Annotated in this window: 21 protein-coding genes; 8 read left to right on the forward strand and 13 right to left on the reverse strand. The window is 54.0% G+C overall.

Annotated elements, in window-relative coordinates:
• Window positions 1–16: 16 nt before the first annotated feature.
• A complete protein-coding gene (locus ACRC4F_RS25715; protein ID WP_438661872.1) occupies window positions 17–802 on the forward strand; it encodes a transporter substrate-binding domain-containing protein in 786 nt (261 codons plus the stop codon).
• Window positions 803–936: 134 nt separating this feature from the next.
• On the opposite strand, the gene ACRC4F_RS25720 is transcribed toward ACRC4F_RS25715, so the two are convergent.
• A complete protein-coding gene (locus ACRC4F_RS25720) occupies window positions 937–1137 on the reverse strand; it encodes a hypothetical protein (RefSeq protein ID WP_438661873.1) in 201 nt (66 codons plus the stop codon).
• A 259-nt stretch (window positions 1138–1396) separates the two neighbouring features.
• Here ACRC4F_RS25720 and dusA point away from each other — a divergent pair, with 259 nt between their 5' ends.
• Window positions 1397–2392, forward strand: coding sequence for a tRNA dihydrouridine(20/20a) synthase DusA (dusA, locus tag ACRC4F_RS25725; protein ID WP_438661874.1), 996 nt, complete (start codon window positions 1397–1399; stop codon window positions 2390–2392).
• Between the two features lie 59 nt (window positions 2393–2451).
• Here the strand turns inward: dusA and ACRC4F_RS25730 are convergent, their stop codons facing one another.
• Entirely contained in the window at window positions 2452–3285 is an 834-nt protein-coding gene (locus ACRC4F_RS25730) for an undecaprenyl-diphosphate phosphatase (RefSeq protein ID WP_438661875.1), read from the reverse strand.
• Window positions 3286–3784: 499 nt separating this feature from the next.
• Between ACRC4F_RS25730 and ACRC4F_RS25735 the strand changes: the two genes are divergently transcribed.
• From ACRC4F_RS25735 to ACRC4F_RS25750, 4 genes are all read left to right on the forward strand, one after another.
• Window positions 3785–4525: a winged helix-turn-helix domain-containing protein gene (locus ACRC4F_RS25735; RefSeq protein ID WP_438661876.1), complete on the forward strand. Its 741-nt coding sequence runs from the start codon at window positions 3785–3787 to the stop codon at window positions 4523–4525.
• 27 nt (window positions 4526–4552) lie between these two features.
• A complete protein-coding gene (locus tag ACRC4F_RS25740) occupies window positions 4553–5305 on the forward strand; it encodes an EAL domain-containing protein (RefSeq protein WP_438661877.1) in 753 nt (250 codons plus the stop codon).
• 31 nt (window positions 5306–5336) lie between these two features.
• Window positions 5337–6026, forward strand: a complete 690-nt coding sequence (locus tag ACRC4F_RS25745; RefSeq protein WP_438661878.1) for a helix-turn-helix domain-containing protein — start codon at window positions 5337–5339, stop codon at window positions 6024–6026.
• Window positions 6027–6378: 352 nt separating this feature from the next.
• Window positions 6379–7773, forward strand: a complete 1395-nt coding sequence (locus ACRC4F_RS25750; RefSeq protein ID WP_438661879.1) for an undecaprenyl-phosphate glucose phosphotransferase — start codon at window positions 6379–6381, stop codon at window positions 7771–7773.
• A gap of 255 nt (window positions 7774–8028) precedes the next feature.
• Here ACRC4F_RS25750 and ACRC4F_RS25755 read toward each other — a convergent pair whose 3' ends face one another.
• From ACRC4F_RS25755 to galE, 6 genes are all read right to left on the reverse strand, one after another.
• Window positions 8029–10107 (reverse strand): YjbH domain-containing protein, encoded by a 2079-nt coding sequence (locus ACRC4F_RS25755; protein ID WP_438661880.1) that lies wholly within the window; start codon window positions 10105–10107, stop codon window positions 8029–8031.
• Window positions 10104–10865 carry a capsule biosynthesis GfcC family protein gene (locus ACRC4F_RS25760; protein WP_438661881.1) on the reverse strand — a complete coding sequence of 254 codons (762 nt, stop codon included), beginning with the start codon at window positions 10863–10865 and terminating at the stop codon, window positions 10104–10106. Before ACRC4F_RS25760 ends, ACRC4F_RS25755 begins: the two co-directional genes overlap by 4 nt.
• A complete protein-coding gene (locus ACRC4F_RS25765; protein ID WP_438661882.1) occupies window positions 10862–11527 on the reverse strand; it encodes a YjbF family lipoprotein in 666 nt (221 codons plus the stop codon). Before ACRC4F_RS25765 ends, ACRC4F_RS25760 begins: the two co-directional genes overlap by 4 nt.
• A 14-nt stretch (window positions 11528–11541) precedes the next feature.
• On the reverse strand, window positions 11542–12597 hold the full coding sequence (locus tag ACRC4F_RS25770) for a polysaccharide biosynthesis/export family protein (protein WP_438661883.1): 1056 nt from the start codon (window positions 12595–12597) through the stop codon (window positions 11542–11544).
• Window positions 12598–12737: 140 nt separating this feature from the next.
• On the reverse strand, window positions 12738–12980 hold the full coding sequence (locus ACRC4F_RS25775; protein ID WP_438661884.1) for a hypothetical protein: 243 nt from the start codon (window positions 12978–12980) through the stop codon (window positions 12738–12740).
• Window positions 12981–13122: 142 nt separating this feature from the next.
• Window positions 13123–14139 (reverse strand): UDP-glucose 4-epimerase GalE, encoded by a 1017-nt coding sequence (gene galE / locus ACRC4F_RS25780; protein WP_438661885.1) that lies wholly within the window; start codon window positions 14137–14139, stop codon window positions 13123–13125.
• Window positions 14140–14437: 298 nt separating this feature from the next.
• Here galE and galU point away from each other — a divergent pair, with 298 nt between their 5' ends.
• Both galU and ACRC4F_RS25790 read left to right on the forward strand, forming a co-directional pair.
• A complete protein-coding gene (gene galU / locus ACRC4F_RS25785; protein WP_438661886.1) occupies window positions 14438–15271 on the forward strand; it encodes a UTP--glucose-1-phosphate uridylyltransferase GalU in 834 nt (277 codons plus the stop codon).
• 28 nt (window positions 15272–15299) lie between these two features.
• The gene (locus ACRC4F_RS25790; RefSeq protein WP_438661887.1) at window positions 15300–15707 is read left to right on the forward strand and encodes a mannose-1-phosphate guanylyltransferase; all 408 of its coding nucleotides are present in this window, start codon (window positions 15300–15302) and stop codon (window positions 15705–15707) included.
• Window positions 15708–15711: 4 nt separating this feature from the next.
• On the opposite strand, the gene ACRC4F_RS25795 is transcribed toward ACRC4F_RS25790, so the two are convergent.
• From ACRC4F_RS25795 to ACRC4F_RS25815, 5 genes are read right to left on the reverse strand one after another with little or no spacing between them, the layout of a single operon-like run.
• Entirely contained in the window at window positions 15712–16851 is a 1140-nt protein-coding gene (locus ACRC4F_RS25795; protein WP_438661888.1) for an SGNH/GDSL hydrolase family protein, read from the reverse strand.
• Between the two features lie 43 nt (window positions 16852–16894).
• The gene (locus tag ACRC4F_RS25800) at window positions 16895–17932 is read right to left on the reverse strand and encodes an acyltransferase family protein (RefSeq protein WP_438661889.1); all 1038 of its coding nucleotides are present in this window, start codon (window positions 17930–17932) and stop codon (window positions 16895–16897) included.
• A 12-nt stretch (window positions 17933–17944) separates the two neighbouring features.
• Window positions 17945–19048 carry a hypothetical protein gene (locus ACRC4F_RS25805; RefSeq protein ID WP_438661890.1) on the reverse strand — a complete coding sequence of 368 codons (1104 nt, stop codon included), beginning with the start codon at window positions 19046–19048 and terminating at the stop codon, window positions 17945–17947.
• Complete coding sequence (locus ACRC4F_RS25810) at window positions 19048–20268, reverse strand: phosphoribosylaminoimidazole carboxylase (protein WP_438661891.1); 1221 nt, start codon at window positions 20266–20268, stop codon at window positions 19048–19050. The genes ACRC4F_RS25805 and ACRC4F_RS25810 overlap by 1 nt, the downstream gene beginning before the upstream one ends.
• Window positions 20265–21377: a polysaccharide pyruvyl transferase family protein gene (locus ACRC4F_RS25815; protein ID WP_438661938.1), complete on the reverse strand. Its 1113-nt coding sequence runs from the start codon at window positions 21375–21377 to the stop codon at window positions 20265–20267. Before ACRC4F_RS25815 ends, ACRC4F_RS25810 begins: the two co-directional genes overlap by 4 nt.

Raw genomic sequence — 21377 nt, forward strand, 5'->3', positions numbered from 1 at the left:
TGGAAGCCGGATAACAATGAAAAACCTGAAAAGCACAATCATGCTCGGTGGCCTGCTCGCCCTATCGTTTACCGCTGAGGCAGAGCCCTCGCACCTGGACAGCGTCATCCAGCAAGGCCAACTACGCGTTTGCACAACCGGTGACTATAAACCCTATACCTTCAAATCCGAAGATGGCGAATATTCGGGGATCGACATTGCCATGGCCCGTTCACTGGCCGACAGTCTCGGCGTCAAAGTTGAATGGGTGCAGACCACCTGGAAAACCCTGATGCCCGACATGCTGGCCGGCAAGTGCGACATCGGCGTCGGCGGTATCTCGGTCACCCTGGAACGCCAGAAGAAGGCATTCTTCAGCACCACACTGGACGTCGACGGCAAGATCCCGTTAGTGCGCTGCGAAGATCAGGCGCTGTATCAGACTGTCGAACAGATCAACCAGCCTTCGGTTCGCTTGGTCGAACCGGCTGGTGGCACTAACGAAGCGTTTGTTCACGCGTTTCTGCCGAAGGCGCAACTGAGCCTTCACGACAACGTGACGATCTTTGAGGAGCTGCTGGATAAAAAGGCTGACGTGATGATTACCGATGCGTCGGAAGCGTTGTATCAGCAGAAACTTAAACCCGGGTTGTGTGCTGTTAACCCAAGTCAATTCATGCAATACGGCGAGAAGGCTTACTTGCTGCCTCGTGATGACATGACCTGGAAGTTATATGTCGACCAATGGCTGCACTTGGCCAAGGTGACCGGCAACTATCAGAAAGTCCTGAGCCAGTGGATCGCAACGCCTGATTCCAAATAGCAGCCGCGCACAATTCTACTGTAGCAGCTGGCGAAGCCTGCGTCCGGCTGCGAAGCAGCCGCAAAACTCGACACCACGGTGCATCAGATAACAAAGCGCTCCGGCGGAAACATCTTCCGCCGGAACGTCACACGTTAGTCATCGTGCAACAACCCCGAGCTGTACTCGCTGAAACTGCTACCGATCGCGCTTCCGCCGAGGTTCAACTTGTTGGAGCCGTGGCCATCGAACGATTGGCAGTCATCTGAAAAACAGGTGCTGGTGCTGACGCCTGAGCAGGCGCTTAGCAGCAAAGCGCTGGTGATCATCACGACTTTTAAGAGGTTTGAGATCATGTTTCAGATTCCTGGGGGTTGGAAGCGCGGTATTTCCATACTTCATCCTAGAACGCCAATTCGTCAGACATTATGAAACTTGGTCGTTCGACAGCATTGGTTCAGCTATGGCGCTTCTTTGATGTACAGCCAAAATTGGGGACAGTCTCCTGCCGAATCCCTTGCCCGCTGATACTGAGCAGTAACCTCGCCCGACCCCGACAGTCTCAATCCTGATAAACTCCCCCACCTCCCAGCCTCACCAATTCCAGATCCCCCAATGCCCCCAATCACCGCCACACCCGCCCCGCTCTCACGCCGCTTCTCCGTCGCACCGATGATGGACTGGACCGATAGACACTGCCGTTTCTTCCTACGGTTATTGTCGAAAAACGCCCTCCTCTACACCGAAATGGTCACCACCGGCGCGCTCCTCAACGGTGATCACGAGCGCTTCCTCCGTCACAACGAAGCCGAGCACCCGCTGGCCCTGCAACTCGGCGGTAGCGTCCCCCTCGATCTGGCTGCCTGCGCCCGCATGGCCCAGGACCACGGTTACGACGAAGTAAACCTGAACGTCGGCTGCCCGAGTGATCGGGTGCAGAACAATATGATCGGCGCGTGCCTGATGGGGCATCCGCAGTTGGTGGCGGATTGTGTGAAGGCGATGCGCGATGCGGTGTCGATTCCGGTGACGGTGAAGCATCGGATCGGGATTAATGGGCGAGACAGTTACGAGGAGTTGTGTGATTTCGTCGGCACGGTTCGGGATGCCGGGTGCACGAGTTTTACCGTGCATGCGCGGATTGCGATTCTGGAGGGGTTGTCGCCGAAGGAGAACCGTGACATTCCGCCTTTGCGTTATGACGTGGCGGCGCGGTTGAAGGCGGATTTTCCGGAGTTGGAGATTATTCTTAACGGAGGGATCAAGACGCTGGAGGCCTGTCACGCGCATTTGCAGACGTTTGACGGGGTGATGCTGGGCCGTGAGGCGTATCACAATCCTTATGTGATGGCTGAGGTGGATCAGCAGTTGTTCGGCAGTACGGCGCCGGTGATCAGTCGGGCCGAGGCGCTGGCGCAGTTGCGGCCTTATATAGCCGCGCATATTGAGTCGGGCGGATCGATGCACCATATCACCCGGCATGTGCTCGGACTGGGCACCGGTTTTCCGGGGGCACGCAAGTTTCGGCAGTTGTTGTCGGTGGATATCCACAAGGCAAAAGAGCCTTTGGCGTTGCTGGATCAGGCGGCGGAGTTGCTTGAAGGTCGGTAATGGTCTGCGCTTTATCGAAGTAAATACCAGGCTGGCGGGTCCGCAGCCTGGTTCCAGTGTCAGAGCGCTGCAGCTTCAGTCCAGTCAACCCAACCAAATACCCATGTAGCCAGGATCACCAGGCCGAATGCAATTCGGTACCAGGCGAATACGGCGTAACTGTGGCTGGCGATAAACCTGAGCAAGCCGCGCACGGCGATCATGGCAAACAAGAACGCTGTCACGAAGCCCAAGGCAAAGACCGGCAGGTCGCCGGACTGGAACAGATCGCGATACTTGTAACCTGAGTAGACGGCGGCACCGACCATGGTCGGCATGGCCAGGAAGAACGAAAACTCGGTGGCCGCCTTGCGCGACAGTCCAAAGAGCAACCCACCGATAATGGTCGATCCAGAGCGTGAGGTGCCCGGAATCATCGCAAGGCACTGAGCGAAACCGACCTTCAGCGCGTCAGTCCAGCGCATGTCGTCAACATGGTCGACATACACCACATGTTCGCGTTGCTCAGCCCACAACATGATAATGCCGCCCACTACCAATGCCATCGCTACGGTAATTGGATTGAACAGATACTCATGAATCTTATCGGCAAACATTACGCCCAAGACCACGGCCGGCAGAAAACCGATCATTAAGTTTAAAGTGAAACGTTGCGCATTCCGTTGGGTTGGCAAGCCTGTGACAATCTCGAAGATCTTGCGCCGAAACTCCCAGACGACGGCCAGGATAGCGCCCAACTGAATAATAATATTGAAGGCCATGGCGCGTTCACCACCGAAGCCGAGCAGGTCTGCAACAATAATCTGGTGCCCTGTGCTGGAAATAGGCAAAAACTCCGTCAGCCCTTCCACAACGCCTAAAATCAATACCGTTACGGTAGTCCAAAAATCCATCAATCCCCCTCATCGACAAAATCAAAACCGCTGGCGTGGTCTAATTTATCGCCAACGAGTCAGTAAAGCGCATTCAGCACCGCTTTAAAACTCAACGTTAACAAATGTCCATGACCGCCACTTACTATGCGACTGTTATATAACTGAAAACTCTCGATAGTCTCAAACCAAAAACACGCTTAAACCAGCACTTAAAGCAGACAGGTTCTGGCAACTTATAAACACCTACCAAAGAAATCAACTACGCACGCATGAGTCACCGCCTCCTGCTTATTGAACTGGAAAAGCGGGACATAGCGGGAAAAGATGGCACAATGATACTCCTTTGCCACCGTGCAAGCCGAGCGTCAGGAGCGCAATGATTCTCGTCAGATTGGCCACCAATGTTAAAAAAATTGTGACGCCTGCTTGAAAAATCCGTGAAATGTTACCAATTGTCAGTCACAAATGAGAATTGGTGCTTTAACATCCAAATGTCAGCACCCAGCCGAGTCAAAGCATGATGCTTACAGGGAAATTAACGAATACCAGCCACAGCCCCGCAATGGAGGTGGCCGGTATTCTCACCATTGGGCGAACCCATAGTTTAGCTGAGGGTTTCACGACATTAGTAACAAGTTGTTTAACTAATGATATACCCGTTGATACCACGTGTTACAACAGCTCGTTTAAAAAAAACAAGGACTCCTATTCGTACCGTGCAGCATTCATTGTCATTGATAGCCCTCAGGCGTTTGATGAAAGCCTCGCCTTGGTGGAAAATATACGCGCCGACAACCAGGCCCTTATTATTTTTGTAGCGATCACTGGCAGAGGCACCTACAACAAGATGAAATATTATCTTGCCGGGGCCGACCACTGTATTAAATTCAATACACTTTCCGAAGAAAATACGGACGCACTGTCCGAGTTTTTTAATAGTGCAGAATGGAACAAGCAGCACCATTTGCTCTTGGACCCTACTCGCATGTGCCTGATTGGAGACTATAAAAAGCTGGATGTATCGTTTCCGGAAATGAAGATTCTAGAAGCATTTTCCGAAACAAGAAACCAAATTCTAAGCCATGATGAAATTGCAAGAATCATGGGATTGAATATAACTTTTTATGACCCAAGAGCCTTGGAAAAATCTATCAGCCGCCTTCGCGGAAAGATAAAAGGTATGTATGGCACCAACGCCATTCAAAGTATTCGCGGGCATGGATATCGTCTTGTCAGGGGTCTGATCTCGACCGCCTGATATAAACACGCAGGGAGTTATTGCAATATGAACGCAACGATGAGCGCGTCACACATCTATCGTGCGAATCATTATCTGTCTCGACAATTGATCCTCACTCGTGATGACTGCCCATTTGGCAGCGAGATCAAAATACAGTTTAACGACAGTCCGACTCATGCAGCTTTTGTTGCCCCCATGCAACAGATGAGTGGCATTTACAGCGAAGCTCTGATGCAGACCCGGCTGATTGCATTTTCGTTGAAAGACCATAATATTCCTAGTAAAAACAAATACTTGAGTCATCGGTTCGTTTGCGTTGAGCAAGCGGATCTCGCCGATTCCGCACTGACTGAAGAGTTGATACAGTCCAGCGATGCCCTGCGCAATTTTGGTCAGACACTGGTAATCGCTTTCAATGAGTTGCCCCTTTCTGCAGTCAGTCTTACTGAAAAAAAGAAGATCCTGAATAATCTATATCTGTTGAAAGACCACGGCATAGAAATAGCCTTCGATGGCTACGATATGAATGATGAAAGTATCGAAATATTTACAACCCTGAATCTTTTTGACTATATAAAGATTCCCCTTTCAACCCTAGACTTGAGCCTTAAACTGGCGGGCAACCCCGATTTATTCAATCGACTCCACGAACGCATGACCATGCTGACTCACACCACAAAAGTCGTTTTCATAGCCGACAGAGTCGAGCAGGCTGCTAGCCATATACTGGCACGCGCGTTGCCTTTTGATTATTTTCAAGGGAGCTATTACTCCCCTGCCGACAACCTACTAAATTAATAAACCGAGTGTGCCCCTTCAGGAGAGAGACATGGAAAGCACGACCCCCCTCCCCAGAAAATATTTTGTCGTAGTTACTCATAGCCCGGCATTACAACTTGAGCTGGAGGCATTACTATCGAGCGAGCGATATAACTCATTCGGTACATCGCAGGCAAAGATGTTTGTCGAAGGTGTTGCCCTACCCTCTTCCGCCCCTAAGCTCATGGAATTTATTTCCCCTCACCTGGACAGGATTGTTCCTCCTGTTATCAGACACGATACACAACGCATACTGTCGACATTCGAGTCCGAGTGGCGAGCAGCCCAGTCCGACACACGACTCAATAACACTTCCTCAAAGGCGGATGAAGACCGGAATGACACCCGTGACTCCATCTCCAACGTGACGGCCAAACCACACTATCCCTTTACCGAAGCCTGGCGACTGAGCAATGTCAATGGCGCATTGATTAAAGATGATGTCGAGATTGTCTTGACCGGCCTGGAGGCCACATTGGTCAAAAAGATGCTTCACAATGATGACCGTGTAGTCAGCAAAGATGATCTTATCCGGAGCATTGGCCGAGAACCCGAACATTATCGAGGCCTGGAAATGTGCCTGAGCCGATTACAGGAAAAGTTTAAAAATGCGAGCAACGGCGAACGTCTTTTCAGAGCGGTCAGAAATCGTGGCTATTGCCTGATTCAAAAAATCGTACGGGGGAAAAGTCTTACCTGAGTCAATGAAATGACCACGATGGTAGTGCATACAAAAATAACAAAGCACCTCACCATTTCACCCACCGCTTACCCCCAACATCCCCCGCCTGCTCCTTACCTGAAACCGACTTTCATTTTCGACTATTTCTAACAACTCGCCCTCCAGCATAGCTGCCATATATAACTAACCACCCGTTAAAAGTCGTCAGACAGCTTTCAGCCCAATAACTTAATCTATTCACTGACGAGCGCGCCGCACACTGGCGTTTCGACCGTCAATGTTTCGCCCTCTTATAAAAATAATAACGCTTGCTACATTAACTTGGCTCTTGTCTGTCGACGCGCGAATGGACGTATTTTGGGGATATCGCATGGTTAACAATCTTCGTATCAATCGAAATACCCACCTCAAAGGATTGACCTTCTGGGGACAATGGGCACTGGGTCAGGGCTTTGTTGTGGCCCTGTTGTTTCTATTGGTTTACTACCAGACCGGGACGGTAGAGTTTTATTACCGAGTGTGCGCAATTCTGACGGTACTTGCCTCGGTGCCCGCCTATACATGGTGTGGCGTCTATGCAAAGAAAGATAACTACCTGGAGGGATTGGGACGTTTGTTGATGGGCTGGGCAATGACCCTGGCGGCATTGGCTTGCGTGGCATTCATCTGCAAGGCGGATGAACTGTTTTCCCGTCAACTGATCCTGGTATGGGCAGCCTGCGGTTACATCGGACAGGCACTATTGTACGTACCGCTGCACGGATTTTCGCAATTCTATCAACGGTCACTTCAAAGCGAGCACAAAACCCTGATCGTCGGTACGGGTGAGTTGGCATTGGGACTGGCCAGGAAGTTGCGTAGCCTTGAGCATTTCCCGCTGGTTGGTTTGGTCAGCACCGACACCACGGTCCCGCTGGCGATGGGCTCGCCGCCTATCGTAGGCCCGCAGGAGCAGTTGCTGGAGTTGATCAAAACCCATGACATCCGACGTTTGTACATCACGATGCCCCTGAGTGAAGCGGCAAAAATCGAAGCGATGTATATCGATTTGCTGGGCGCCAACGTCGATGTGGTGTGGGTGCCGGACTTGAACAGCCTTACGCTGCTCAATCATTCGGTAAGGGTCGTGGACGGCTTGCCAGCGATCTACTTGAATGAAAGTCCGTTGACCAGCCAGCCGACCGCGGCACTGAGCAAAAGCTTGCTGGAAAAGAGCGTGGCGCTGTTGGCGATTGTCCTTCTCAGTCCGTTGCTGTTGCTGATTGCCCTGTCCGTTAAACTCAACTCCCCGGGCCCGGTGTTCTTCAAGCAGGACCGTCACGGCTGGAATGGCAAGGTGATCCAGGTCTGGAAGTTCCGCTCGATGCGCGTGCACGATGACAAGGAGGTGAAGCAGGCTAGCCGTAACGATTCGCGAATCACCCCGGTCGGACGCTTTATCCGCCGCACTTCCCTCGATGAGCTGCCGCAACTGATCAATGTGCTCCAAGGCCACATGGCCCTCGTCGGGCCACGTCCACACGCCGTTGCACACAACGATTATTACTCTGGAAAGATTCTCGCCTACATGGCACGTCACCGAATCAAGCCGGGGATTACCGGACTGGCTCAAATCAACGGTTGCCGCGGCGAAACGGACACCATCGACAAGATGCAGAAGCGTGTAGAGATCGACCTTACGTACATCAATAACTGGTCGTTGTGGCTGGATCTGAAGATCCTGGTGAAGACGCCCTTCACCTTGCTGTCAAAAGACATTTATTAATGGCTTAGCAGGCAGAAACCGTTAAATGAAAAGGGGACGCAAGTCCCCTTTTTCGTGGGCGTCTATCAGGCTTGGATACGTACTCAGACGCTTAAAAGGGGATCTATGCCAGCCCCCTGCTTACCGTCTTGAATGTGTGGGATAACGCAGGGAACCCTGCGCAGAAATGTGCTCACTGTAAACCTTCCAGGGTTTCCCCTTCCGGTAGACCGCGTTGCGAACTACAGCGCCTGTCGCCCTGTAGTTCACCCACTTTCACTCAGTGATCTTGTCGAAGTTGCGGTAGAACAAGTCGCTGTCACGGCTATCGGTCATCGAGTGCAACCAATAGCTGCGATTGAGCCGTGCACCACCGTCCCGGGTCAACGGCGACCAGACGATATTGGCCCGACGCATGGTCGACATGCTCATCAATTCGTCGAAAGGAATCGAGATGTAGATGCCCTTGTCGAAACTGCCTTCGCCGTATTCCGCTTTGGTCGCGGTGGTCAGTGTGGCCCAGGCGCCGAATCGCACACCATTGCGGAACTCCCGGGACAGGTCGACCGTGGCGCCCCAATCCCGCGCCAGGTAACGGCCGACACTGACGGCGGCCTGGGTATCGAAAGGCAAGTCGGTATAGCCGGTGATGTGGCCGGTAACGGTCGAGTAATCACGCAGGCCAAAGCCCTGGTTGAACTCGCGCTGACGCACGTAGTTCAGGTCGGCGCCCACCGACCAGCGCTGACCCGCCGGACGGAACAGCACTTCACCGCCCACACCGGCAAACATCGACTCCAGATAGCCGCCGTAGACCATGCCGTACAGGTCTTTGTCCAGTTGCTCGGCATGGGTGAGCTGAAACGTGGGCATGGTGACGTCAGAGGTGGTCAGGTACTTGCGCAGGTCCGTGCGCACCCGCGGTAATCCGCTCGGTGCATCGTAGGTAAATTTGTCGTAGTTGTTCACCAGATTGGCGCTGAGCAGGCCGCTCCACCAGGTATTGCGCGTGAAACGATACTCGGCGTCCGCATCGGCGCTCAACTGATAGAGCAAGCCATCCGGGCCACCGACGTTCTGTTTGTAGCCCAGCCCGATGCCGTAGTTGAACGGATCGCGGGCCGCGGTAAAAAGCGTGGTCTCGGTGTGCGGCATCGCCCCGTTGACCTCGGTCGTACGGTGCAGCGTTTGCAGCGGCTCCTCGTTATTAACCACTTCGCGAAAGGTCTGGCGCGGCACACTGGTTTCTTCCAGTGGCATGTCGTAACGCTTGTTCACCAGGGTGAACCAGTCAATGTCGTCGTTGACGCTGTTGTCCAGAATCCGGCTGGCGCGGCCGACGGCTTTAGCCGAATGGAAATAATTCGTCTGCTCTCCGTACACAAATAACTCGGGGCCGCGCTGGGTGATGCGCTCGACTTTATAGCCGGCATTTTTCTGCAGACGTTGCGACACGTTGGCCCAGTTGACCTGATCCGGCGGGGTGGCGGGTGCCTGTGCCGGCAGGCGTTCCGCTGGCGGATCGTAAGTCTTGGCCGGCGACTTGCGGCTGATGAAGTTGGTGTGCACGGTGATGCCGAACATCGCGGTATTGCCGCGCTCCCAACCAGCACTGAGATCGACCGAATCGGTCAGCTTGAACACCGCACCGATGTTGATGGGCGAGTCCTGTTTGATGTCGTTGTCTTTCGGCTCGTTCTTGTAGTCGTTGCCTTCGTACTCGAGCTTCAGGCTGAGCGGCTCCCAGGGTGTCTGGTAGGTGACACCGCCGAACAATGAAGGTCGCCCACGGAAATAGGCATTGGTATTAACGTCACCAGTGCCCTCGCCGTCTGGCCGAGTGTCGAAGCGATCCGCTGCCCAACCCAACGGGTTGTCGAAATCGCCGCGATTACCGATGTATCCCCAGGCAATACCGGCGCTGAAATCAAAGTCGTCATAGCGTTTGTTGGCGACCAGGAATTCGCTGGAGAACAGGCCGGTGCCGCCGATGTCGCGAAAGCCCAGGGCCAGTTCAGGCGCCCAGTGGCTTTCTTGCCACAAGCGCACCTTGAGGTCCACGGCCTTGTCCTTGTAGCTCTGGTCGCCGCTCAACGACTCGGGGCCGTACTTGCGGTTAGTGATCGCGGTGTAGCGAAACGAGCCTTCCAGCCATTCAAACGGTTGCAACGAAACGCTGTAACGGGTGTAGGGATCGGTTCGACTGGCATTCACACTCAACTCGCCGGCCGGGGCCATTCGGGCAGTCGGTGTCTGCATCAAGCCCACGCCGCCGAAATCATTTTGAGTCAATCGCGGCTCTGCGTGAGCCAAACCACATGGCAACAACAGCACTGCTGCAAAACGTAAATTCAAGGAACCACCTCAGCCAGTTGCGTGGCAAGAAATTCGGCCAACTGCTGATTCAGTTCAGGTATAGGCGGATTAAGATCATCGGTTTTGACAGGGACCAAAATTTTGCTGCCAGCAGCAGGCACCTGCCCGCTTTCGCGATTCCACGGCGCAATGCCGACCCGGCGGGTGACGCCATCGGGCTGAATGATCCAGAGGTAATCGGCGTCGGCATCGGCCAGCGGTGAACACCCTTGCAGGTATTCACGGGCCTCCTGCATCGGGCGATAGGCGAGCCTGCACGGTTCGGTAACAGCGCCCAGCACTTCAACCCCATCGGAACGCATCGGGTAAATCAGGCTATCGCCGTCATCGAGGCGGAAGTTGCGGGCGAACCCGACCTCTACCGCGACCGGATCCAGCACGGCCACCTGACGTCCAGTGACCGGTAAGCGGCTGACTTGCTCGAATAGCTGCAACGCCAATGCCGCCCGGCTCGGGCGATCGAAGAGCAATGCGGTACGTTGCAGCACCTTCAAATCAAACAGGACCCCGGTTTTGAGCCGAGTCTGCTGTTCGAGCAAGGGTTGTCGCAGCCAGGCGGCTGCCAGCCAGTAGCTTTCAGGATTGGGTAGCGCCGAACGCATCACGTCCAGCACTCGGCCCCCGGGTTGCAGTTCGATCGACCCCGGATTGCGCACATCGCCGCTGACGGTGACTGCTGCACTCGCGCCGCTGGAAATCAACAACAGGCACGTCCATAACGCCCTGGAAAACTTCAACGGACAGCCCTGCGCTCAGAGGTCAACTGCACGATCTTCACCCTGAGTTGCCCCGTCAGTTGCTGCTCACTCTGCAGGATGAAACCGGTATCCGGATCGACCCAATAATGATTGGTCGCACGCAAGCCAATAGCCGGCGCCTCTATATGCTCATCGACACGCAGCACAGCGTATTCCTTGTCCAGAATCCTGAGGGTTTCCATGGGTTTTTGGGTAAAGCGACTGCGCACGGCAACGCCCACTTCATAACCGCGATAGAGATCGATCCAGCGCTCGCTGGTGTAACCATCGGTCAGCCGGTGAAGGCCTTGCTTGAACGGCGAATGCGCGTCAGTGCGGGTCCCGTCCAGGTCACCTTCGAAGCCAATGCCGACGGTGCGAACCGCTAAGCCGTCGCGCAGCAACAACACCTGCTTGCCGGACGCAACCCAGTACTGCAAATCGCCTCGCTCACGCACCATCGCCAACACCCCTTCGCCGGAAGGGGTAGACAGTTTGAGTTGCGGATACTGAACTTCGGCCACTTGCGCCGGGGTCAACTCCAGGTCATCGGGCCCGGTGGCCACGGCTTTGAAGTTGGCCAGCGTGGCCTTCATCAGAGGATTACATCCACACAACAGCAAGGCCGCCATCAAGCAGACGCTAACGTTCAACGTTCTCACAGTGGGACCAGACCTTATCTGCTGTTGGCTTCACTTAAGTTGTTTTGTGCCGCCGCGCCCATGCCGAGAATCGAGGCCGATGGCACCAATTGACTGATGAAGCGGTTCCAGCGCGTGACGTTGGCAGGGCCTACGTAAACGATGTCCTGGGGACGAACTTCGAAGTGAGTGGCGAGCGCCATGGCGGACGGCGACTCGGCCTGCAGCTGATAGATTTTCGCGGGTTCTACATCGAGGTTTTCCACACCGCGAATGACGTACACGGCGTTACCGTTAGAGGTGGTCTGGTTCAATCCGCCGACCGAGCCAATGACGTCGGAAAGATTCATCGTGCGGGTCTTGAACGTCAACGCACGCGGCTGATTGACCTCGCCCATCACATAAATCTTTTTGTTGTCGTTATACGGCAGGTACAACTGATCGCCGCCTCTTAGGTAGACCTTCTGCAACTCGGCATTCTGTTGATTGAGTGCGTCGAGATTGAGTGGATAAACCCGCCCGTTTCGCGTCAACAGCAGCCCGGACAAGTCAGCGTTCAAAGGGTCTACACCGGCAGAACCCAAGGCTTCAACTACATTGAGCGGATTGGTGGAAATCGCCTGCGGACCGGCTTTCAATACGGCACCCGACACCACCACTTTCTGACTGGCAAAGCGCAACACGGCGACATCCACTTGCGGGTCCGAAATGAACGTCGACAACTTCTCGGCGATATCGGAGCGCAGTTGCTGGATGGTCTTTCCGGCGGCCTGGACCTCTTTGATGTACGGGTAATAGAGCGTGCCATCGGAACGAACCAGACGGCCGTTTGCATCAATCTGCTGTTGTGCGCCTGAAGGTGCGGTCAGCTCAGGGTGATCCCAAACCGTGATGTACAAGACATCGTTGTTGCCAATGCGATATTCGGCGGGCGTGGTCAGCAATTCCGGGGGCAGTGACTCACGTGTCTGAGTGGCCCTGTCCATGGCGATGAGTTTGGGAGTAATCGGAATAAGTTCAACCCGACTATTTTCGCTGGCGCCTTCGCGCGTGATATCGCTGGTGCTCATATGTTGACCCGGCGAAAACATACAACCTTGCAAAGCAATACTTGCCAGCATTAAAAAAGGAACACTACGAATCATAATGGCACTACGCTATTCAAGGGCAAACCCAAAACAAGATCGCCCAGTGTTAGCCGGGCAATCTTGTGTGACACCTGCGGTATTACTCAGTTTGTGCCAGTGGTCCCGGTAGTGCCAGTCGTCCCGGTACTTCCGGTGGTTCCGCCATTGGAACTTCCACCGCTGCTGGAGGCAGCCACTACACCCGAAACCAGCGCGGTGCTGGCCAATGCCGCTTGTGCCGCCGTTACATCACCCAGCACTTTTGTATCCAGCGTGAGTGGTTCTTCCACCGCGAAAGCCCCACTGCCCATCATGGACAACACCGCAATTACCATCATCTTTTTCATATCAAACTCCTTCCTGCGTGTTCCTTATATCTACGGACTTGCGACATGCGTTTCCAGTCAATTTTCCCGACCATAATTAACATCGCAGCCTGATATAACAGTTCAGCAGAAAAACCGGACGCTGAAGGAACACCCTCACGTCTTATTCGAGATAACCCTTGGGATGGTTTGATTGCCAACGCCAGGTGTCCGTCATCATCTCCTGCAAATTGCGCGTGGCCTTCCAGCCGAGGTCCTTCGCCGCTTTGGAGGGATCGGCCCAACACTTGGCAACGTCGCCCGAGCGTCGTGGCATTACGCGATAAGGCACCGGCCTTCCCGAAGCCTGTTCGAAAGCCCGCAGTACCTCCAGAACGCTGTAACCATCGCCCGTGCCCAGGTTCCAGATATTGATTCCGGTGCGCGTCGAGATCGTCTGCAATGCCTTGAGATGCCCGTCCGCCAGATCCACCACGTGAATATAGTCGCGCACGCCGGTGCCATCGACGGTGGGGTAATCGTCACCAAATATCGACAATTCCTGCAGACTGCCGACGGCAACCTGGCTGATGTAAGGCACCAGGTTATTGGGAATTCCGCTGGGATCTTCACCCATTTGCCCACTGGCGTGCGCGCCGATCGGGTTGAAATAACGCAGCAGCGCGATGCTCCAGCGCGGCTCTGCCGAACACAGATCCTTCAACACGTTTTCGATGATCAACTTGGATTGCCCGTAAGGATTGGTGGGCGTGCCTGTTGGAAAATCTTCACGAATCGGCATCTGCTCAGGTGCGCCATACACCGTGGCCGATGAACTGAACACCAACCGGAACACGCCAGCCGCGGACATCGCCTGACACAGCGTAATGCTCCCGCAAACATTCGACTCGTAATACTCAAGCGGCTTGCGCACGCTCTCGCCTACGGCTTTCAGCCCGGCAAAATGCAGGACAGCATCGATGGAGTGCTCCTGAAAAATCCGGTCCAGCAAGGCTCGGTCACACACATCCCCGCGAATCATTGACGCAGATTTACCGCAAATGGATTCAATCGCGTGCAGGGACGCCTCAGAGCTGTTGCAAAGGTTGTCCAGCACAACCACGTCGAAGCCCGCTTCAAGCAGCGCAAGTGTGGTGTGAGAACCGATATAACCGGTTCCACCCGTTACCAGAATCTTCATAGAGCGGTCCATAGTGGGGTATTGAAGTGCTCAATGGTGTGCAATGTTCAAACGCACACAGCACCCATTGAACCCAACTTATTAGCACTTCAGGACAACCGACACTAATGATAGATACCGACTAAAACTAACTAACTCCACTGCCCCGACAACTAATAACATTCACCCCGCACTGCACTTGCTATTAATTGCCAATCATTCATGACTCAGGTATTAAAGTACACCCGCTGTAATACATCGACACTCACGAGCCCTGTCTTCGGTGTGGCCGTGAATTATGACTTCCCAGGATATATCTATGATTCGTAAATGCTTGTTCCCCGCCGCCGGCTATGGCACACGTTTCTTGCCTGCTACAAAAGCCATGCCGAAGGAAATGCTGCCGATCGTCAACAAGCCTTTGATTCAGTACGCCGTTGAAGAAGCACGGGACGCCGGCCTGCAGCACATGGCGATTGTGACGGGCCGGGGTAAACGTGCACTGGAAGACCACTTCGATATCAGTTATGAACTGGAACATCAGATTCGCGGCACCGAGAAGGAAAAGTTTCTGGCCGGCACGCGGGAGCTGATTGAAACCTGCACGTTCGCCTACACCCGCCAGGTCGAAATGAAAGGCCTGGGGCATGCGATTCTCAGCGGTCGTCCCTTGATCGGCGACGAACCTTTTGCCGTGGTGCTGGCCGATGACTTGTGCCTGAACCTGCAAGGTGACGGCGTACTGGCGCAGATGATCAAGCTCTACAAAAAATTCCGCTGCTCGATCGTGGCCATTCAAGAAGTCCCCCGTGATCAGACCCACAAGTACGGCGTGATCGCCGGCGAGATGATTTCCGAAGGGATCTACCGGGTCAACAGCATGGTCGAGAAGCCAGCGCCCGAGGATGCGCCGTCCAACCTGGCAATCATTGGCCGCTACATTTTGACACCCGACATTTTTGATCTGATCGCCGATACCCAACCCGGCAAGGGCGGCGAAATCCAGATCACCGACGCGCTGATGAAGCAGGCGCAAAATGGCTGCGTGCTGGCCTACAAGTTCGAAGGCCTGCGCTTTGATTGCGGTGGTGCAGAAGGCTATATCGACGCCACCAACTTTTGCTATGAGCAGCTGTATCTCAACGGTCTATAAACAAACCAATCCCTCCAGGCAGGCCATTATGACCACTGCAAAACACTCGGTAGACATCGAGCTGAAAGCGAGCAACTTCGGGGTGATGGCCTGGCTGTCAAAAGATCCGTCGCCATCCCCCACCTCCGCGACCTGGTTGGCCTCGCCCCTGCTGGTTGAGCGTATCGGCGTGTTCCCTACTTCGGGCGATATCTATCGCCCGGTCAGCGACCCCTTTGCACTTCTGGATCATCTGAAATGCCTGTACGTCCACCAGGCTCTGGATGTCGATGAACGCGATGGGCTTAAAGTGATTTTCAACGAGTGGCGATTCCGGATTCGCATCCGTTATTGCGATCCGGCAGTCATCATCAATGTTGAGTCCCGACGCGATCCTGACTTGATGCCGGTGAAAACCGCAGAGCTGCTGAGCCATCTGGAACGCTTCGAACAGTGAATGACTACTTCAACGCGGAACCGCACTCACTGACTCCACCAACAATCAGCCGATAGACATAATCCGCGATAAGCCGACCGCCCGAACCCGGGATGGGGTGTATGTTGTCCGGGCCGATCATGGGCGTCGGCCCATCATTGGCGTAGCGTTTGAAATCGGGACCGAACGTGCACTGCAAACTCGAATACGCGATGTTTTCCGAACGCGCCCAAGGTTCAAGCACCTGGGCATATTCCGTCATCGGATAGACGCTGGAACGTGTTGTGTCCTGACGCAGGACCACGTTGATACTCGCCGCCGGATGAACTTCGCGAACCATGCGCACCAGCCCTCTCATGTTCTCGAGATAGTCCTTGGGCTTGACGCCAAACCCCTGATCGTTACCGCCTAACATGATCAGGTAAATGTCCGTCGGTATCTTTGAAACAACGGCCTTCCATTGGGTTTGCCACTGGGGGTCGCTTTTATAAAAGTCACCTGAAGCGGCGCCGGAAGCGGCAAGTTTGGAGACCCTGACGCCTCCATGATGACTGGCCAGCCACAGACCAAACAACGTCGGCGCACCTTTCACCACTTCGAGCCTTAACGCCCATTCAGCATTGTCGGGAACGCTTAGTTGTACTTCTTGAACCCCTGAACCTGCCAACGTCAAAGACTTCCAGCTGTCCGAAGGCGTCCACCGATAGCGCATCACACTGGTTTTGCCATCGCCCAGGTAAAGCAATCTGGCTTGGGCAATTGACGTATTGATGACCGCCGTTGCGTTGGAATCCACTTCAAGATAAGCACCCGGCTGACCGGAAACCGTGCGACTGTCCGGACTTGCCTGGCCAAGACTGGAAACATCCCAATCCCCACCGAAATACTTCTTGTTGCTGCGGGTGTATTTGAAATTCGTACCGCCGAGCGCGGCGCCGTGATTGAACCCGACATAGCCAGGCCCGGCGAAACCAAACTCTTTCGCCAGGTGCTGAGTGAGGTCGTTGAGATAAAAATCCTGCCCGGCGCTATAGCTGTCGCCAATCACCGAAATGGCCAGCACCTCACCCGCTTTACCCTTGGCCATCGCGGCAAGCCGCTCGCGCGAACTTCTTGATTCGATCACCGGAGCCGAAACGGGTCGCACATCTTCGACATAGTCCATTGGCTCATCCTTTTATCTATCAGCAAGTAGACTGAATCGGAGCTCAGGACTGAGACACCTTAAACCCTGAAACTGGAGTCTTTTTGCTGGTTGCACGCTCGCCCAAAAACAGCACAGAAGTCAGGGCGAAATGGCTGAAAACATTCGACAGCAGGACGGGCCCCAACAACCCGAACAGCACACCGCCAACGACCAGGACGCTTTCGTCCGTAACGCCCAGTCGACCCAGGACGAACCGTGAACTGGCGGCGAACAGCACGTGAAAGAGGAAGATGGCGTAAGAGTAGCCGCCGAGCCAGATCAGTGCTTTCGAACGCATGTCACTCGACAGTAACGCGACGCAGGATGTACAGCCAACGAGCAAACCGACAAGGCTTCTGCGATCGACAATGAGTTCGCGATCCACGGCGGCGATGTAAAGCAACGCAAGCGATATCAAAACGAACACGACCGGCCCGATCACTTTCAGCGACTGCTTTAAAGCACCGACCCTTTCGTGGCAAATCATCCCCGTCACGAAGAATGGCAGCAAATAGACGGCGCCATTGATGCCAAACGCATCGACAGGAAAGGTCGGCAGCAAGAACACCACCGCCGAAAACAAAAACAGCAGATACAGTCGCGTCGCCGTCTGCAACAGTCCCCTCCACTGCAGAAAACCGACGAACATAAAGATGATAAAAACCGCCTGCAAAAACCAGAAATGGTTAACCGGCACGTAAAACGACAATAAGGCCTGTGTTAAACCGACGTCCTTGTTTACCCCCGGCCCGACAACTTGCAGCACTGAAAACGGAATGCCGACAAAAAACAGAGGAACGATCAACCGTCTTACCTTGCCAACGCAGTAAGCGGAAAAGTCATCGCCCCGGATTTTATAAATCGAATAGATATAGCCCGATATAAAGGTGAACAGCGGCATCCTGACGTACACCATCGAATCCGCCAAGACCCGGAAAGCTGACCCCAAGTCAATTTTCAGTCCACCGCCCAGCGGCCCTATCACGTGATAGAGCACCAGCAGCAGACACGCCAGGCCTCTGAGCGTTTCTATTTCCAACGATTTTTTCTTGCTTTGCATAGACCACAAACCTCAGCTCAAAACGCTTGATTCAACCGACTCAGGTTTTCTTGAGCGCAACTGCAATCCCAGCCCCAGAAACAGCACCGGAACCACCATGGAAAAATGTCGGGCAAACGAGCCGAAGTCAGGCTCGAACAACCCCTGCACCAATAGAAAGGACAGTGGGATCGCAATCAGCTCTTTGACTTTCGGCGCAATGGTTGCGCCCTTGTAATGACTCGACGTCATCATTTTGAACATCAACAACGAGGTCATCATCATCAGGACGACGAATATGATCTGGCCCAGACCGGATAGCAGAATCAGCTCCACCGGGAACGACAGCCTGAAAAAAATGCTCATCGAGTCCACAGCCTGCGACACGAAATCACCGCCGCTGAGCCACGACACGATCAATGACTTTGACCCCTCTTCACCCAGGGTCCGCTGTTCGTTGTTACTGGCGCGAATGGACGAGACGGAATAGCCGACCAGCAACTGGATCGCCGTTGCGATCACCAGATAGAACGCGAACAACATCACGAAAAAGCTGAATCGCGATACATGCTTCTTCATGACGCACACACCGACCCAGACAAGAGAAAACAATATCCAGTAAGGCCGGATCAGCACGCCGTAAAACAGCGCAGAAAGGAAAAAGCCCGCTCGGTATCGTTTCGAAAAGGAGAAAAAAAGAATGGCGATCACCGCCACCGAAACAATGATCTCCTTGGTCAGGTTATCGAGAAAAAACGACCTGACTACGCCCCACAGGCACAAGGTCAGAAACAGGGTTATCGGTATTCTCTTGAAGATAAAAACCGGGATAGAGGTCAGGAACAGATTGCACAGCATCCCGTAGGCCCACGCATTGGTCAGGTTGATACCGGTGGGACGCAGCAAGTAGGCGGAACACTCGTAAGAGGACCTGTCTGGTGAAAACGGATTCCAGAAATTGCAGTTGTCTGAACGAACGTAAGACGTCCATAAGGTCATTGCATCAGGACCCGGATCGCGGTGCATCAATAACGGCATCGCAATAGACAGAAAAAGACCACACAGCAGGATCAGGAATGAAATGGGCGAGTCGAGCTTTCTTCCGCGAAACTCTATGGACGGTAAAGTGATAGCCATTACAAAGCCCCCTTCGCCCGGGCAAACCTGGTCAGCAAAGCGATGACTAACAACTGCACCATGATCGAAAAAACATTGCCCCACGCCGCGCCATAAATTGAATAGTGCTTGATGAGCACATAGCTGACGGGCAGCGAAATCACCAGGCAGATCGCCGCACTGGCTAATGAAACACGACTGTTTCTGGAGGCAATAAGGCCGCCCCATACAATGTCGCCAACGGCTCGCAGGGCAAAAGAGAAAATCAGGATCGCCAGAATACGGTTATCCGGACGCGGAACTTCTGCGGCGACATAATCGAGCAGGATGTTAAAAAAAGCATAAATCAGCACAGCCACCGCGCCGGAAACAATGAGGGAACGCAGCACCCATTGATTCACGAATAACTGCCGGACCGTCAGTGCCTGCTGAGTGTCTTTATAACGCTTGGCGAGCACGGGAATGCCCACCACTGCGACAACGGCGTAGGACAGCGCTTGCAACGTGTTTGCGGCGGACCAGGAATACACGTACTTGCCGAGACTGGCATACGGTTCCATGTCGAGAATCAGAAAACGCTCAGCGTACTGACTTAATGCGATTAACCCGCCACCCAGATAAAACGGCAACCCTGCCCGCCAGACGGAAACCGTGGTGACGGCATTGATGTCCCGCCCCTTGTGAACGCTCACCACGATCAAGTAACCGACCACGATCACCATAAGGTTGGTCGCCACCCATAACCAAAGGACGCTGGCGATAGTGGACACTACGCCCGCCATCAGTCCAGCCACGGCAACGAGCGCCCAGAGGCCGGTCTTGATGAAAAACAACAACGCGCCCCAGTTGGCTTTCTGCGCGGAAAAGACAAACGAGTTAATTTCGAAGGAAAGATGCTCGGTGAGCAGCAACAGCGTGACGCACGCGATCAACGCGGCACTCGCCTCGACATCGCTGAACAGTGAATAGAGTGCGACCGTGACTACCGATAACAACAAACCAACGGCCAGGTACAGAATCAGAACCTTATCAACGACGTGCCTTGTACTGCCTCTCACGCTGATCAGCCGATTGATTTCAGAGCTGAACCCGACACTGTAAAACTTCGAAGCGATCAAGGAGGCGGCCACCACCACACCGTAGAAACCCAAGGCGTCATAACCCAGGTAATGAGTGATGGCCAACACCAGCAGAAACTTCGCGCCTAATGCCCCTCCCCGCAGCAACAAGCGAAATATCATCGAACAATCCCTTTGATGATAGTGTCCATCATCTCCGTCTTGGCTTCGATTTCCTTGCAAGTGTCCGTCAGTTTTTTACCGAATGCGGACAAGGCATTCGGGGCGTAAACGGTGTCGATGATGGTGTCGACATTGATATCTCCACCGTTGATCACCCAGTCTTCCACGCCCATATCCTGATAAGCGCCGAAGCCTTTTCGTTCATAGCTGATATGGAATGCGGGCACACCGGCGAGGAGCGACTCAATGGCTCCGTGCAGCCTTACGGAAATGACCAGATCAGGCTGAAACCTGGACAGTGTCGCCTTCAAGGGCAAGAGGTCTTCGGTAATGCCCAGCTCCCGATAAAACGCCCCGTCATCGTTGCCACGGACAGCGCTCTGGACAGCGCAGACCACTTTGCTCTTTGCCCTCAGTCGCTTTAACAGAAGCTTCAAGTTGGCAACGTAGGCAACTTTCTTCTCCTTGCTCCATTCCGGCGGCTTGCGTAAGACGACACAGACCACAGCCGGCGATGCCGCACAACGGGTGAACTTGGGTTGCATCAGTATCTTTTTGGCCAACGCCTGGACCGCAAGGTCTGGCGCGCGATAGACATTTTCGTTGGATTCGAAAATAGCCGACGACCTGTTGTCCCGGACAAATACTGCATCGGCACGGGCGTAGTGTTCTACGATCGCGCTGCTCTCACCATGGAACGGGCCGATACTTTGCGGCAGGTAAACGGACGGCACCTTGCTCAAAATCGCCGTTTCGAGTTGCTTGGCATGACCCAGTTTCAACTTGATGTGTTCAAAGGCGCTTTTTGACCGCATGTACCCGCCGCCCACGCCGACGATCAGATCCGTGGTGCTCAAGAGGTCGGCGAGTGGCGCGTAAGCCTGTTTAAGGAAAACAGCTTCCTTCACGCGTCCCAATCCTTTAGCCGCCATGACCGGTGCGTCGTACCGTTTATAGGGAAGATAACTAAATGACTTGGGGTCTGACGCAACGACATTGATTAACGTGTCAGCCCCAAAGTTTCGCAGTACCAAGGCTATTGCCAAATCCACGAGAAGCCCATCACCCGAATTTGACGCGCTGTAGCCATGCAAAATAGTTACGTTCAT

Origin of the sequence: Pseudomonas sp., from assembly GCF_051660785.1 — a bacterium.
In the GTDB taxonomy this organism is placed as follows: domain Bacteria; phylum Pseudomonadota; class Gammaproteobacteria; order Pseudomonadales; family Pseudomonadaceae; genus Aquipseudomonas.

Bases quoted from the DNA above. Each gene is read 5' to 3' on its own strand.
- ACRC4F_RS25715 (WP_438661872.1), top strand. From the start codon at position 17: ATGAAAAACCTGAAAAGCACAATCATGCTCGGTGGCCTGCTCGCCCTA.
- ACRC4F_RS25720 (WP_438661873.1), bottom strand. From the start codon at position 1,137: ATGATCTCAAACCTCTTAAAAGTCGTGATGATCACCAGCGCTTTGCTG.
- dusA (WP_438661874.1), top strand. From the start codon at position 1,397: ATGCCCCCAATCACCGCCACACCCGCCCCGCTCTCACGCCGCTTCTCC.
- ACRC4F_RS25730 (WP_438661875.1), bottom strand. From the start codon at position 3,285: ATGGATTTTTGGACTACCGTAACGGTATTGATTTTAGGCGTTGTGGAA.
- ACRC4F_RS25735 (WP_438661876.1), top strand. From the start codon at position 3,785: ATGATGCTTACAGGGAAATTAACGAATACCAGCCACAGCCCCGCAATG.
- ACRC4F_RS25740 (WP_438661877.1), top strand. From the start codon at position 4,553: ATGAACGCAACGATGAGCGCGTCACACATCTATCGTGCGAATCATTAT.
- ACRC4F_RS25745 (WP_438661878.1), top strand. From the start codon at position 5,337: ATGGAAAGCACGACCCCCCTCCCCAGAAAATATTTTGTCGTAGTTACT.
- ACRC4F_RS25750 (WP_438661879.1), top strand. From the start codon at position 6,379: ATGGTTAACAATCTTCGTATCAATCGAAATACCCACCTCAAAGGATTG.
- ACRC4F_RS25770 (WP_438661883.1), bottom strand. From the start codon at position 12,597: ATGTTTTCGCCGGGTCAACATATGAGCACCAGCGATATCACGCGCGAA.
- ACRC4F_RS25775 (WP_438661884.1), bottom strand. From the start codon at position 12,980: ATGAAAAAGATGATGGTAATTGCGGTGTTGTCCATGATGGGCAGTGGG.
- galE (WP_438661885.1), bottom strand. From the start codon at position 14,139: ATGAAGATTCTGGTAACGGGTGGAACCGGTTATATCGGTTCTCACACC.
- galU (WP_438661886.1), top strand. From the start codon at position 14,438: ATGATTCGTAAATGCTTGTTCCCCGCCGCCGGCTATGGCACACGTTTC.
- ACRC4F_RS25790 (WP_438661887.1), top strand. From the start codon at position 15,300: ATGACCACTGCAAAACACTCGGTAGACATCGAGCTGAAAGCGAGCAAC.
- ACRC4F_RS25795 (WP_438661888.1), bottom strand. From the start codon at position 16,851: ATGGACTATGTCGAAGATGTGCGACCCGTTTCGGCTCCGGTGATCGAA.
- ACRC4F_RS25800 (WP_438661889.1), bottom strand. From the start codon at position 17,932: ATGCAAAGCAAGAAAAAATCGTTGGAAATAGAAACGCTCAGAGGCCTG.
- ACRC4F_RS25805 (WP_438661890.1), bottom strand. From the start codon at position 19,048: ATGGCTATCACTTTACCGTCCATAGAGTTTCGCGGAAGAAAGCTCGAC.
- ACRC4F_RS25810 (WP_438661891.1), bottom strand. From the start codon at position 20,268: ATGATATTTCGCTTGTTGCTGCGGGGAGGGGCATTAGGCGCGAAGTTT.
- ACRC4F_RS25815 (WP_438661938.1), bottom strand. From the start codon at position 21,377: ATGAACGTAACTATTTTGCATGGCTACAGCGCGTCAAATTCGGGTGAT.